The sequence below is a fragment of the Streptomyces sp. NPDC013157 genome (assembly GCF_042899865.1).
GTDB lineage: Bacteria > Actinomycetota > Actinomycetes > Streptomycetales > Streptomycetaceae > Streptomyces.
In genome coordinates this window covers 123,157-136,267 of record NZ_JBIBAK010000017.1, presented here as the reverse complement: position 1 = coordinate 136,267, position 13,111 = coordinate 123,157, and the positions used below count along the sequence as shown (strand labels likewise).

At 70.9% G+C, this 13,111-nt stretch carries 12 protein-coding genes; 6 read left to right on the top strand and 6 right to left on the bottom strand.

The genetic code is table 11. The annotated features are described in order from the left end of the window. Nucleotides 1-1,215, top strand: coding sequence for an acyl-CoA dehydrogenase family protein (locus tag ACFY6U_RS39280; RefSeq protein WP_390046131.1), 1,215 nt, complete (start codon nt 1-3; stop codon nt 1,213-1,215). Nucleotides 1,216-1,274: 59 nt separating this feature from the next. Here ACFY6U_RS39280 and ACFY6U_RS39275 read toward each other — a convergent pair whose 3' ends face one another. Genes ACFY6U_RS39275 through ACFY6U_RS39260 form a run of 4 tightly spaced genes read right to left on the bottom strand, consistent with a single transcriptional unit; the run spans nt 1,275 to nt 4,694 of the window. After that, nucleotides 1,275-1,604 (bottom strand): hypothetical protein, encoded by a 330-nt coding sequence (locus tag ACFY6U_RS39275; protein ID WP_390046129.1) that lies wholly within the window; start codon nt 1,602-1,604, stop codon nt 1,275-1,277. A 29-nt stretch (nt 1,605-1,633) separates the two neighbouring features. Then, nucleotides 1,634-2,227: a TetR/AcrR family transcriptional regulator gene (locus tag ACFY6U_RS39270; protein WP_390046128.1), complete on the bottom strand. Its 594-nt coding sequence runs from the start codon at nt 2,225-2,227 to the stop codon at nt 1,634-1,636. A 29-nt stretch (nt 2,228-2,256) separates the two neighbouring features. Further along, a complete protein-coding gene (locus ACFY6U_RS39265; protein WP_390046126.1) occupies nt 2,257-3,933 on the bottom strand; it encodes a class I adenylate-forming enzyme family protein in 1,677 nt (558 codons plus the stop codon). Continuing rightward, nucleotides 3,930-4,694, bottom strand: a complete 765-nt coding sequence (locus tag ACFY6U_RS39260) for an SDR family oxidoreductase (protein ID WP_390046124.1) — start codon at nt 4,692-4,694, stop codon at nt 3,930-3,932. The genes ACFY6U_RS39265 and ACFY6U_RS39260 overlap by 4 nt, the downstream gene beginning before the upstream one ends. Before the next feature lie 208 nt (nt 4,695-4,902). Here ACFY6U_RS39260 and ACFY6U_RS39255 point away from each other — a divergent pair, with 208 nt between their 5' ends. After that, nucleotides 4,903-6,138 carry an exo-beta-N-acetylmuramidase NamZ domain-containing protein gene (locus ACFY6U_RS39255; RefSeq protein ID WP_390046122.1) on the top strand — a complete coding sequence of 412 codons (1,236 nt, stop codon included), beginning with the start codon at nt 4,903-4,905 and terminating at the stop codon, nt 6,136-6,138. Nucleotides 6,139-6,218: 80 nt separating this feature from the next. After that, nucleotides 6,219-7,538, top strand: a complete 1,320-nt coding sequence (locus tag ACFY6U_RS39250) for a serine-threonine protein kinase (protein WP_390046120.1) — start codon at nt 6,219-6,221, stop codon at nt 7,536-7,538. Nucleotides 7,539-7,576: 38 nt separating this feature from the next. Here the strand turns inward: ACFY6U_RS39250 and ACFY6U_RS39245 are convergent, their stop codons facing one another. Continuing rightward, nucleotides 7,577-10,366: a penicillin acylase family protein gene (locus tag ACFY6U_RS39245; protein WP_390046118.1), complete on the bottom strand. Its 2,790-nt coding sequence runs from the start codon at nt 10,364-10,366 to the stop codon at nt 7,577-7,579. Nucleotides 10,367-10,635: 269 nt separating this feature from the next. Here ACFY6U_RS39245 and ACFY6U_RS39240 point away from each other — a divergent pair, with 269 nt between their 5' ends. Both ACFY6U_RS39240 and ACFY6U_RS39235 read left to right on the top strand, forming a co-directional pair. After that, complete coding sequence (locus ACFY6U_RS39240) at nt 10,636-11,238, top strand: hypothetical protein (protein WP_351488492.1); 603 nt, start codon at nt 10,636-10,638, stop codon at nt 11,236-11,238. An 84-nt stretch (nt 11,239-11,322) separates the two neighbouring features. Further along, nucleotides 11,323-12,039 carry a 3-keto-5-aminohexanoate cleavage protein gene (locus tag ACFY6U_RS39235; RefSeq protein ID WP_390046115.1) on the top strand — a complete coding sequence of 239 codons (717 nt, stop codon included), beginning with the start codon at nt 11,323-11,325 and terminating at the stop codon, nt 12,037-12,039. 12 nt (nt 12,040-12,051) lie between these two features. On the opposite strand, the gene soxR is transcribed toward ACFY6U_RS39235, so the two are convergent. Continuing rightward, a complete protein-coding gene (gene soxR, locus ACFY6U_RS39230; RefSeq protein WP_390046113.1) occupies nt 12,052-12,522 on the bottom strand; it encodes a redox-sensitive transcriptional activator SoxR in 471 nt (156 codons plus the stop codon). A gap of 122 nt (nt 12,523-12,644) precedes the next feature. Here soxR and ACFY6U_RS39225 point away from each other — a divergent pair, with 122 nt between their 5' ends. Next, a complete protein-coding gene (locus tag ACFY6U_RS39225; protein ID WP_390046111.1) occupies nt 12,645-13,106 on the top strand; it encodes a MaoC family dehydratase in 462 nt (153 codons plus the stop codon). Nucleotides 13,107-13,111 lie beyond the last annotated feature (5 nt).

The window sequence follows — 13,111 nt, the reverse complement described above, 5'->3', positions numbered from 1 at the left end:
ATGGACTTCGCGTTCGACGCGCGCACCGAGGAACTGCGCGCCAAGCTGCTCGCCTTCATGGACGAGTACGTCTACCCGGCCGAGGCGGTCGCCGAGGAGCAGCGGGCCGAACTGGCCTCGCCGTGGGACACCCCGGCCGTGGTCGAGGAGCTGAAGGCCGAGGCGCGCAGGCAGGGCCTGTGGAACCTCTTCCTGCCCGACGCCGAGTACGGCGCCGGCCTCACCAACCTCCAGTACGCGCCGCTCGCCGAGATCACCGGCCGCTCCCCGCACCTGGCGCCCACCGCGCTGAACTGCGCGGCGCCGGACACCGGCAACATGGAGGTGCTGGCCCAGTTCGCCGACGAGGCGCAGAAGAAGCAGTGGCTGGAGCCGCTGCTGGCCGGCGAGATCCGCTCGGCGTTCGCGATGACCGAGCCGGAGGTGGCCTCCTCGGACGCCACCAACATCACCACGCACATCGAGCGGGACGGCGACGACTACGTCATCACCGGCCGCAAGTGGTACATCTCGGGGGCGATGAACCCGGACTGCAAGATCTTCATCGTGATGGGCAAGACCGACCCGGACGGCGCCGACATCCGGCGTCAGCAGTCCATGGTGCTGGTGCCGCGCGACACTCCGGGCGTCACCGTGAAGCGCGCGATGAAGGTCTTCGGCTACGAGGACCACTACCACGGCGGCCACGCCGAGGTGGTCTTCGACCACGTGCGCGTGCCGGTGTCGAACCTGGTCGGTGAGGAGGGCGGCGGCTTCGCCGTCGCCCAGGCCCGGCTCGGCCCGGGCCGGATCCACCACTGCATGCGGCTGATCGGCATGGCCGAGCGGGCGATCGAGCTGATGTGCCGCCGGGCCGTCTCGCGCGAGGCCTTCGGCAAGGCGCTGGCCCAGCAGGGCGTGGTGCACAACTGGATCGCCGACGCGCGCGTGACGGTCGAGCAGCTCCGGCTGCTGATCCTCAAGACGGCCTGGCTGATGGACACCGTCGGCAACCGGGGCGCCCACACCGAGATCCAGGCCATCAAGATCGCCACGCCGCGTGCGGTCGTCGGCATCATCGACCGCGCGATCCAGCTGCACGGCGCGGGCGGCGTCAGCCAGGACTTCCCGCTGGCCGACCTGTACGCCGGGGCCCGCACGCTGATGATCGCCGACGGCCCGGACGAGGTGCACCAGCGGTCGCTGGCGCGGCGGGAGCTGAAGAAGTACCTGTAGGAGGGGAAGAGCACCGGAGCGGCCCCGGCGTCACGCCGGGGCCGCTCTCACGGGGCCGCTCACGCCGGTGACCCGCCCGCTTCGAGGTACTGCCGGTAGACGAGGTCCAGCAGGGCCGCGTACGCGTGTTGCGAGCGGGCGGCCTCCAGGTCGGCACCCGTGGCGGCCGCACCGAGCCGGTCGAGCCGCAGCATGAGCTCCCGGAGCTCCGCGAGCACGTCGACCGGCGCCGGCTTGAAGATCCCGCTCTCCACGAACCGGATCACCGTCGTCACGTACTCGTCGGCGCCCGCCAGATCGCTGTGCGCGAGGACCAGGTCCGCGGTCGAACCGCTCCGCGGGAACGGCATCCGGCGCCACAGGACGTAGGCGTCCATGAAACCCAGCATGCTGCTCCTTGCCCGGCGGCACCGGACGATCAGGGCCGCAGTGCCCGCAGCAGCAGGTCGGCCAGATGGTCGGCGACCTCCTGGGGGGTCATGGGGCCGTCGGGGCGGTACCAGGTCGACAGGTGGTGGACCGAGCCGAAGTGATAGTCGACGACCAGGTCGGCCGGGGTCGCGGTGGAGAAGACGCCCTCGCGCTGACCCTCCTCGACGAGCGCGCGGAAGCGTTCGTGGTAGCGGCGGCGTTCGGCGCGCACCTGCTTGTTCTTCTCCGGGCTCAGGTGGTGCATGGACCTGAAGAAGATCGACGCGTCGTCGAGGTTCTCGATGGTCGTGACGACCACGTCGGCCGCCGCGCCCCGCAGCCGCTTCTCGATCGGCTCGTCCGCGTTCGCGAAGGCGTCGAGCCGCTCCTGCTGGACGCGCAGCATGCGCGCGTACACCTCGTGCAGGAGATCGTCCTTGGAGCCGAAGTAGTGGTACAGCGCCCCCTTGGTGACGCCGGCCGCCTCCACGATCTCCTGCACGGAGGTGCGGTCGTAACCCTGCTCCGCGAAGAGCCGGGTGGCGGCGGCAAGAAGCCGCTGCGGAACAGGAGCCCCGTCTCCGTCCGTCGTCCTGGGCACTGCCGCCACCTGCCTCTCTCGTAATTCTGCTAACCCTGTTGCGGTCGGGAACGAAGTTCCCGTCGGAGGATCTTCCCACTTGCCGTCTTCGGCAGGTCGGGCAGGATCTCCACCTGGCGCGGATATTTGTAGGCGGCCAGTCTCTCCTTGCAATAGAGGGCGAGATCGTCCGGATCGGTTGCAGTTCCCGGGCGAAGACTGATGTAGGCCTTGACGGTCTCGCCGCGGTACCCGTCCGGCACCCCGACCACGGCCGCCTCGCGTACCGCCGGATGGGTGTACAGCACGTCCTCGACCTCGCGCGGCCAGACCTTGAAGCCGGACGCGTTGATCATGTCCTTCTTGCGGTCGACGACGTACAGCCAGCCCTGCGGGTCCATGAACCCGATGTCGCCGGTGCGCAGTTCGCCGTCCGGGAAGGTCTCGGCGGTGGCCTCGGGCCGCCGCCAGTAGCCGGGCACCACCTGCGGCCCGCGCACCGCGATCTCGCCCTGCTCGCCGAAGGGCACCTCGTTGCCCTCGTCGTCGATGATCCGCACGACGGTGTCCGGGCCGGGCACCCCGACCGCGAGGGTCCCGGAGACGGGGTCGACGGGCGCTTCCAGCTCCGGCGGTACGGAGGCGCAGGGCGCGGTGCACTCGGTCAGCCCGTAGCCGTTGCGGATGTACGGCCCGAACCCCGCGCGGAACTTCTCCACCAGGGCCGGCGGCAGCGGGGCGCCGCCCGACGAGATGTTGACGAAGGAGGCGAAGTGCTCCGGGGTGACGTCCGGGTGGGCGGCCAGGGCCATGAAGGCGGTGGACGGGCCGACCGTGTACTGCGGGCGGTGCTCGGCGAACGCCTCCAGCACCAGGCCCGGCTCGAAGCGGTAGGTCAGCACGAGTGTGCCCACGCTGGTGAGACAGGCGCAGAGCTGGCAGACCATGCCGGTGATGTGGAAGAGGGGCGCGAGGGCGTAGTAGACCGGCGCGTCGGGCAGCGCGAGCCCGGTCCGCTGCCGCTCCGCGTTGTACATGATGTTGCCGTGCAGGTTGGTGGCGCCCTTGGGGGCGCCGCTGGTCCCCGAGGTGTAGCTGATCAGGGCGATGTCGGAGGGCTCCGGGTCCCGCCCGTCGGGCGCCGTCCCGCCCTTCCGGGCGACGGCGACCAGGTCCTCGGCGTCCGCGGCCTGCGGCAGCCGCTCGAAGGTCAGTACGCGCGCGTCGCCGCGCGTCTGGAAGTCCAGCTCGCTCGCGGTGAGCACGATCCGCACCGGCGAGTCGGCGGCCGTGTCGCGCAGGTACGACTCCCAGGCCCGCTGCGAGCAGACCAGCGCGGCCACCTCGGCGTCCCGCAGGACGTGGGAGACCTCCCCCGACTTGTACATCGGGTTGACCGGCACGACGGTCGCGCCCGCCTTCCAGGCACCGAGCACCGCGAGCACGAAGTGCGGCGAGTTCTGCAGGATGACGGCGACGCGGTCCCCGCGCGCCAGACCCCGCTCGGCGAGATGCGCGGCGACGGAGTCGCTCAGCTCGTCGACCTCGCGGAAGCTGAGGCGGGCGTCGAAGTAGGCGAGGCAGGTGCGGTCGGGCGCCTCGGCCACGGCGGCCCGCAGGGCGTGCACCAGCGAGGCGGGCGGGTCGACCGGCCCGCGCTGGACGTCGTTGAGCAGCCCGACCCAGGGCCGGGCGGCGTAGCTGGACTCGGTCCGGGACTCGGTCAACGGGTGGCCTCCCACTTCTGCTGGATGTGGTTCATGTTCGTCAGCCAGCGGTCCGGATCGGCGGCCCGCGCCTGGTAGAAGTCGGCGACCTCGGGGTGCGGCAGGATCAGGAACCGGTCCTCGGCCATCCCCTTGAACAGGGCGTCCGCGACCGCGTCCGGCTCGATCGCGGTCGGCTGGAGCACCAGGTCACCCGCGCTGCCGGTGGCGGCGAGCATGTCGGTACGGACGCCCTGCGGGCAGATTGCGTGCACCTTCAGGCCGCGGTGCCGGTACGTGAGCGACAGCCACTCGGCGAAGGCGTAGGCCGCGTGCTTGGTCACGCTGTAGGGCGCGGCACCGATCATGGTGAGCAGCCCGGCCGCGGACACGGTGGACACGAACCGCCCGCTCCCCCGCTCCAGCCACTCCGGCACCAGCTCCTGCGCGGCCCGTACGTGCGCCATGACGTTGACGTCCCAGGCGGACTCCCACACGGCCGCGTCGGCCGCCTCGGAGCCGCCGGAGCCGAGGCCGGCGTTGGCGCAGTAGACGTCGACGCTCCCGCCGAGCGCGTCCCTGGCGGCGCCGACGATGCCGGACGCGTCCCCCGCGAGGGCGATCCCGCCGATCTCCGCGGCGACGGCGGCCGTCTTGTCCCCGTCCAGGTCGTTCACGACGACACGGGCGCCTTCGGCGGCGAACCGACGGGCGAGAGCAGCCCCGATGCCACCTCCCGCCCCGGTGACGACGACTCGGGCATCTTGCACGGCTCCCACCATCGGTCTCCTTCGACACGACGCGACCAGACTCGGCTCAGCACGGACACACTAACCGGTCGGTATGTTTGAGAAAAGGGCAGCTGTCGCACCCCTAAGCTGCAGCGCGCCCCCGAAGGGGCGCTGGGGGTACCCCCAGCCGAAGGCTGGGGGAGGAACTGCGCGACCAACCCCATCCGGCCTGCACCCGGACGACGACGGAGGCCCCCACATGCGCCCGTCCCGACGAAGTCTGCTCACCGCGGCAACGGCAGCGGCCGTGACAGCCCTACCCACGGCAACCACGGCCGACGCCCACGGCACCCTCAGAACCGGCTTCGATCACCTCGCCGCCGACGGCTACGCCCTCCTCGCCGCCCAGAAGGTCGGCATCGTCACCAACCCCACCGGCATCACCCAGGACGTCCGCCACATCGTCGACGTCATGCACGCCGACCCCCGGGTCGAACTGACGGCGGTCTTCGGCCCGGAACACGGGTTCCGCGGCACCGCCCAGGCCGGCGGCTCCGAGGGCCGCTACGACGACCCGGCGACCGGCCTCCCCGTCTACGACACGTACCTCAAGAGCGGACAGGCCCTGGCCGACGTCTTCACCGCGTCCGGCGTGGACACCGTCGTCTTCGACATCCAGGACGTCGGCGCCCGCTTCTACACGTACATCTGGACGCTCTACGACTGCATGGCGGCCGCGCAACTGGCGGGCAGGCGCTTCGTCGTCCTCGACCGCCCGAACCCGGTGACCGGCCGCACGGCCGAGGGCCCGGTCCTGCACCGGGAGTTCGCCAGCTTCGTCGGACGGCAGCCGATCGCGCAGGCGCACGGGATGACGGTCGCCGAGCTCGCGCGGCTGTTCAACGCCGAGTTCCTCGGCACGCCGGTCGCCCTGGACGTCGTACCGATGACCGGCTGGCGGCGCTCGCGCTTCTACGACGCCTACGGCCTGCCGTGGGTGCCCCCGAGTCCCAACATGCCCACCCCGGACACCGCCCTGGTGTACTCGGGGACCTGTCTCTTCGAGGGCACGAACCTGTCGGAGGGACGCGGCACCACCCGCCCCTTCGAACTGCTGGGCGCCGAGGGGATCGACGCGCGCTGGGCGGCCGCCGCCAACGAGCTCGCGCTGCCCGGCGTGCGGTTCCGGGAGGCGTACTTCGCGCCGACCTTCTCCAAGTTCCAGGGCAGGACCGTCGGCGGGGTACAGATCCATGTGCACGACCGGGCCGCCTACGACCCGGTACGCACCGGAATCGCCCTCCTGGTCACCGCGAAGAAGGTGTGGAGCGGCTTCGCCTGGCGCCCGGACGACTGGATCGACAAGCTCACCGGGTCCGCGCGCGTGCGCACGATGATCGACGCCGGCGCGGGCCCGGACGAGATCGTCGGCGCGTGGCAGGACGAACTCGCCGCATTCCGCCGGGTCCGAAAGGAATTTCTCCTCTACAGGTGAGGCGCGGCGTATGGCCAACCTTGCCCGGTGGCGGGACGATGCGCGCACATCGCACTGGTTCGGGGGACGAGGAGCCTGGTATGGCGGATCCTGGGATGAGTGTGGCTCCCTACTGGGAACTGACCTTCGACGCGGACGGGGACCCGGACGGCGCCGAACGCGACCGGCTGCTGGGCGAGATCGGCGGCCACGGCCTCCATGACCTGATCGTCTTCGCGCACGGCTGGAACAACGACCGTTCGGGCGCGACCCGCCTGTACCGGCGGTTCTTCGCGCCGATCCCGAAGCTCGCGCCGAAGGCGCGGATCGGGTACGCGGGGGTGATCTGGCCGTCGATGCGGTTCTGCGACGAGCCGATCCCCGACTTCCCCAAGTCGGTGGTGGCCACGGAGGCGGAGGAGACACAGGCCCCCGTCCTCGACAAGGACACCCGGCACGCGCTGCTGGAGACGTTCCCGGGGCGGGCCACCGTGGTCGACCAGATCGCGCGGATGCTGGACCAGCGGCCGGCGGGCGAACTGGACGAGTTCGGGCGCCTCGTCCGGCTGCTGGTCGAGGTGCTCCCCGGCGGCCCGCAGCCGCTGTTCGCCGCGGACACGCTCGCGGAGGGCGTCCCGCAGAGCGAACCCGTGCTGTTCAGCGGGGACACGACGACCCTGTGCGACGAGTTCGCGGCGGCGCTGGCCGCCCTCCAGGGCAGCGGTGGCACGGCCGGGTTCGCGTTGCCCGACCCCTGGGACGGCGCGAAGGAGCTGTTGCGGCAGGCGACGTACTACGCGATGAAGCGGCGCGCCGGGACCGTCGGGGAGCGTGGGCTCGGGCGGGTGATCGGGCAGCTGGCCGCGGCGGTACCGGACGTGCGGGTGCATCTCGTGGGGCACAGCTTCGGCGGCCGGCTGGTGTCGTTCGCGCTGCGCGGGCTGCCCGACGGGGTGCGGACGGTGAAGTCCGTGACCCTGCTGCAAGGGGCCTTCTCGCACTACGCGTTCGCCGCCCGGCTGCCCCACGATCCGCGCGCCGGCGGAGTGCTCCAGGGGCAGCAGAACCGGATCGACGGTCCGCTGGTGTGCTGCTACTCCCACTTCGACGAGTCGCTCGGCACGCTGTACCCGCTGGCCTCGCGGATGGCGGACGACTGCGAGTCGGCGCTGGGCGAGGACGTGGCGCGGATGCTGGGCGCCAGGTGGGGTGCGATGGGCCACGACGGCGTCCAGGAGGTGCCGGGGACCCGGTCGCTGGACCTGGCGGCGGCGCTGCATGGCCCGCTCGCCGCGCCGGGCTGTGTGAACGTCGACGCGGCCGCGGTCGTGAAGCGGGGCGGCCCGCCGTCCGGGGCGCACAGCGACATCGTGCACCCCGAACTGGCGCGGGTGGTGCTGGCGGCGGGGCACATCGTGTGACCCCGCCGCCGTGGGGCATCAGCCCACCGGTGGGCGGCTCACCTGTGTGAGGTGAACTCCACGACCTGCTGGAAGGTCGGCCGGTTCTGCCAGCTGATGTTGTAGTGCTTGATGCCGCCCAGGGTGCGCTGCACGATCGAGTCGGCGCACCACTGGTCGCCCGCCGAGCACAGCGAGTCCCCGGGGTAGACGGTGGACGCGCTGGTGCCGGCCGCCGTCTTGAGGGTGCTGATCAGGATGTCCCGGCAGGCGCTGAGGCTGCCGCCGCCGCAGTACTGCTCGGCGAGCGGTCCCGACACCGCCTGCCCGAGCACCGACCGGATGTCCTTGTCGACATAACTCCACCAGCCGTACTGGAAGGAGCTTCCGGCATGCGCACCGGTCGGTCCGTGGGCGGCCGAAGGGGTCTCGTCGATGTACAGGTTGTTGGTGAACGCGGTGTACAGGTCGTCACCGAGGCCGGGCTGGAACTCGGCCTTCACCAGCAGCGGCCACCAGGCGTCCAGGATCCGGATGGCGTCGGCGTTGGCGTACGTCTTCGAGCCCGCCGAGGTCTCCGTGCGCTTGCCGCCCGCGGTCAGCCAGGTCTGGAGCTTGGTGACGGCCGCGGCGGCCGTGGAGTCGGTGACCGTACTGCTGTTGATCACCTTCAGCAGGTCCGGCAGGACGTCCTCGGCACGCAGGTCCGTGAGCGAGGCGTCCGCCATGGCCTTGACAAGCGCGGAGCGGGTGACGCCACCGGCGGCGACCAGCTTCTTGACCCGGTCGTTCAGCAGGTTGCCGCGGTGGACCGAGCCGTCGCCCCAGCTCGCGGTCGTGTAGTTCAGCGCCTGTTTGTTGTTCCAGGAGACGTAGTAGTCCTGGTCGATCGACTGGGGGTGCTGGGCGGCCGGGGTGTAGTCGGCCGTGTTGGTGGACGGGTCCCAGTTCTGCCACTCGTAGGCGGCCCGGCCCCAGACCGGGAACTCGGGGTCGACCCCGCTCGCCCGCACCGGGTTGTTGCCGCTGTTGTAGTACGCGGTGTGCGAGGAGTCGGCGTAGAACCAGTTGAAGGTGTAGTTGATGTGCTGCACCGCGCTCTGGAAGGTCTGCGGGCTCTTCACGTAGTCGGGGTCGTTGAGCATCTGGAAGCCGATGATCGAGTCGGCCTCGTGCATGTAGGAGGATCTCAGGGTGGTGTAGGCGACCTTCTTCCCGCCGACGGTGGCCCGGTACTCGACCGGGCCGTACTTCGTCTTCCAGACCTTCATGGTGTACGAACCGGCGGCCGTGCCGTCGGCCGTGGTCGGCTTCCAGGAGTTGGTCTGCTCGACCTCGTCCATGGCCGTGCAGGTGCCGTGGAACAGGTAGTGGTAGTCGTCCTGGCAGAGTTCGACCGCGTAGGAGTCGATGATGTCCTGCCCGGAGGTGGTCGCGGACCACGCGTAGTCCTGGCCGCGGCCCAGTTCGACGTACATGCTCAGGCCGGCGAAGGAGGCGCCGCGGGCGCTGATGCCCGGGCCCTGGATCTCCTGGAGCATGAGCAGCTGCGGGGCGAAGTAGCCGGTCTGCGGTCCGAACACGGCGATCGGGTGGCCGCTCGCGGTGTACTTGCCGCTGACCACGAGGGCGTTGGACATGCCGCGCCTGGCCGAGCTGAGAGCGGTCTTGGTCGCCGCGGCGGAGGCGGCGCCGGCGCTCTGGTCCGCTCCCGTGCCGGTGGCGTTGTACACCAGCGGTTCGGTGGTCACCGAGCCGGCGTCGGGCAGCGCCTCGCCCTGCGGGCTGTCGGGCTTGGTGCCGTACGGGAAGCTCTCGCCGTTGTGGACGGTGAGCACGGCCTCGGGGTCGTTGCGCTCACGGAACGACTCCCAGACCTTGGTGCCCTCCGTCACGCCGTACTTGTCCTGGGCGGCGAGCAGCGATATGGCGTTGTTGACCTCGCCGCCACCGCCGGAGCCGAACAGCGCGCCGATCACGGAGGCCAGCGCCACCAGGTCGGTGATCTTGAAGTGGTCGATCGTACCGGCGTTGGTGATCGAGTCCTTGTGCCCGGTCAGCACGTACTCGCCGGGGAAGTACCGGCCGCTGTCGGAGGCGTCGATGTAGGAGTTGATGCCGTCGAGGTAGGCGTCGGCGTCCGCGAGGGCCTGCTGGCCGCGGGCGCCGTTGTTGGCGACGGCGTTGTCGATCTGCGCCTGGAGGTCGGCCTCGGAGTAGGGGGCGTTGCGGTAGAACTCCTGCTCGAGGCCCTGGTTGGAGGCGACACCGCCGGCGAAGGTGGTGAGCTGGCCGCGGCCGACGTGCCGGAACACGTCCATGAGCCACAGCCGGTCCTCAGCGGCGGCATACCCGGCACCGAACTCCGTGCCGTATCTGGTGGTACCGGTGATATGAGGCACCCCGGTCGCCTTGTCGCGGACGATGGTCACGTCGCCGCGGCCGGCCGGGTTCTCCGTGGAGGCGACTTGACTGGACGCGACCCCGAACGACGAGTCGTTGAAGAACGTGTTGATCTTCGCGTCGGTGAGGGTGGAGTAGCCCGTGGCCAGGTTGTTGTAGAGGCCGAGCTGGTCCTCGGCATGGCTGGGCTGGGTGCCGAAGGCCTGGTTGAGCAGGATCTGGGCGAGGGTGGCGTTGCCGTTCTCGCCGGGCGGCAGGATGTCGGAACACTGGCCGCCGCAGTAGTCGTTGGAGGCCGTGGCCGCCGCGGCCGTGGTCGCCTGGGCCAGCGGGGAGAGCAGCCCGGCGATGAGCACGCATACGGATGCGGCTTTCAGGAACCCGGGGAGCTTGCGGGGAGTTCTCAGTCTGTCGAACAACGCGTGATGTCTGGTGCGCCGCGGCATGGGGGCTCCTCACGACGAGTGGTGGTGCCGGACGTTACCGCCGGTATCCCCGAGATTGAAGATGAACATGCGTCAAGTTTTGGAGTGCTCGCCCGCGTCGGCGGTGTCACCGGCTGTCGGTCAAGGCGGGCGGCCTTATGGACGGCATCGGAAATCGGATGGAGCCGATTCGAGTGTCGATACGTCTATACGGCAACGCCGCGCGCAGCCCGTGCGGCGACGCCGAAGTGACCGAAGTACAGCTGCAGGTGTGACGGAGGTGCAGGGCGATGGCCGGTTTCCGGAGTCTGGCGAGACAGGTGCGAGACCCACGGTGCGATCTGGCGCTACGGCGTTACTCGCTGCGCAAGTGCCTGGAGCGGTTCGCTCCTTACGGGCACCGCGCGACCTGGGACCATCTCTGCTCGCGGGCCGGGTTCGGTCCCGAGGACCGTTCCCCCGATCCGGTGCGTCTCGTGGGCGCGCTGGAGGAGCTGGAAGAGGCGCGGACGGTATGGCTCGGCTATGAGAGCGAGTTCGCCGAGCGCCGCAAGAAGGAGAAGCACGACGGGCTGCGCCGCCCGGGCAGCGTGGACGACTGGCACCGGCTGACCTGGGGCGGATTCGGAGTGGCCTGGTGCGACGACCCACGGGTCCATCCCGACGAACCACTCGCCGAGGTGCTGCGACGGCTGATCGCCGCCCTGGAGCGCGAGCCGGGCACGGTCTGCCCGGTGTGCGAAGGGGAGCGCCTCATCTGGAAGTACGACCTGGACCACGAGCCCTCCGCCGGTCCGGTCTGCGCGGACTGCGGGATCCTGGTGCCGCGTCCGGTCCTCACCCCCGAGGCGCTGGCCTATGCCAGGCGCGGGCGGCTTCTCATGTCGGCCTGACCACGTGGGGGTGCGCCGGGGATGCCGCACCCCCCAACTGCCGGTGCCCTGGCCGTTGTCAGTGGCGACCGGCACCATCGGAGCATGGAACTGCAGGTCTGCCTGAACGGACGCCGTGGCGGTACCGACGGCACGGGCGTGCCGCTGTCGCCGGCGGCGCTGGCGGATTCCGCCGCCGAAGCGGTCGCGGCCGGGGCCACGGAGATCCATGTGCACCCGAGGACCCCGTGCGGGCGGGAGAGCCTGTCCCCGCGCGTGGTCGAACCGACGGTGGACGCGCTCCGCGCGCGGGTGCGCGTACCGATCGGAGTGACCACCGGCGCCTGGGCCGCACCCGATCCGGCGCTGCGGCTGCAGCGCGTGGGCACCTGGTCCGTCCTGCCCGACTTCGCCTCGGTCAACTGGCACGAACCGGGCGCCGAGGACGTCGCGGAGCAGTTGCTGGTCATGGGCATCGGCGTGGAGGCGGGCATCTGGTCCGGCACGGACGGGGCGGCGCGGTTCGCGGCCTCGCCGCTGGGGCCCCAGGTGCTGCGGGTGCTGGCGGAGGTGACGGACCCCGACCCGGCCACCGCCGAGGAGTCGGCGCGGACCCTGCTCACCGAGCTGGGCACGGCCCACGGCCGCCCGGTCCTGCTGCACGGCGAGGAGGGCGGCGCCTGGCCGGTGCTGCGGCTGGCGGGCCGGCTGGGCCTCGCGACCCGCATCGGCCTGGAGGACACCCTGCTGCTCCCCGACGGCGAACGGGCACTGTCCAACGCCGAGTTGGTGACCGAGGCACTGCTCCAGCACGGCCGGTGACCCGAGCACCGCCTACTGCCTGCGTTCCACCCGCTCCGGCAGCAGACTGGAACCCGCCCGCCGTTCGCCGAACGCGTCGTCCGGGTTGGACAGCACGCAGGTGGCCAGCGACAGACAGCCGCAGCCGATGCAGTCGGTCAGATGGTCCCGCAGGCGGTTGAGCTGCCGGATGCGCTCGTCCAGCTCCGTGCGCCAGGCCTCGGAGAGGCGGGCCCAGTCCTCGCGGGTCGGGGTGCGCTCCTCGGGGAGTTCCGAGAGGGCCTCACGGATCGTCGCCAGGGGGATGCCGACGCGCTGCGCCGCCCGGACGAAGGCCACCCGGCGCAGGGTGTCGCGGGTGTAGCGGCGCTGGTTGCCGGAGGTCCGCCGACTGCTGATGAGGCCCTTGGACTCGTAGAAGTGCAGCGCCGAGACGGCGGCGCCGCTGCGTGCGGACAACTGGCCCACGGTCAGCTCGTGGATCTTCTCGGGAATCTGCGGCACCCCGCAGAGCCTACCCACCGGACGCGGGCCGCGGTCCGTTGACAGGGGACGCATACCCGACCATGCTAAGCAGTTGCTTAGACAATGCACGCGTGATCCGTGAGTGCGAGAGGGCCGGCGACATGGCAGAACCGAGGATCTTCACCTCCCCCGACGAGCTGAAGGCGGCCGTGGGCGAGCAGCTGGGCTACACCGACTGGCTGGAGGTCGACCAGAAGCGGATCGACCTGTTCGCGGACGCGACCGGCGACCACCAGTGGATCCACGTCGACCCGGAGAAGGCGGCCGCCGGCCCGTTCGGCACGACCATCGCGCACGGCTACCTGACCCTGTCGCTGCTCCCGCTCTTCGGCCCCCAGCTGATCACGGTCGAGGGCGTGAAGATGGGCGTGAACTACGGCACCAACAAGGTCCGCTTCCCCGCCCCCGTCCCGGTCGGCTCCCGGCTGCGCGCCACCGCGAAGATCACCGGCGTGGAGGACGTCACGGGCGGCGTCCAGGTGACGGTCGCCTTCAGCGTGGAGCGCGAGGGCGGCGACAAGCCGGTCTGCGTCGCGGAGTCGGTGTCCCGGTACTACCTCTGAGGACG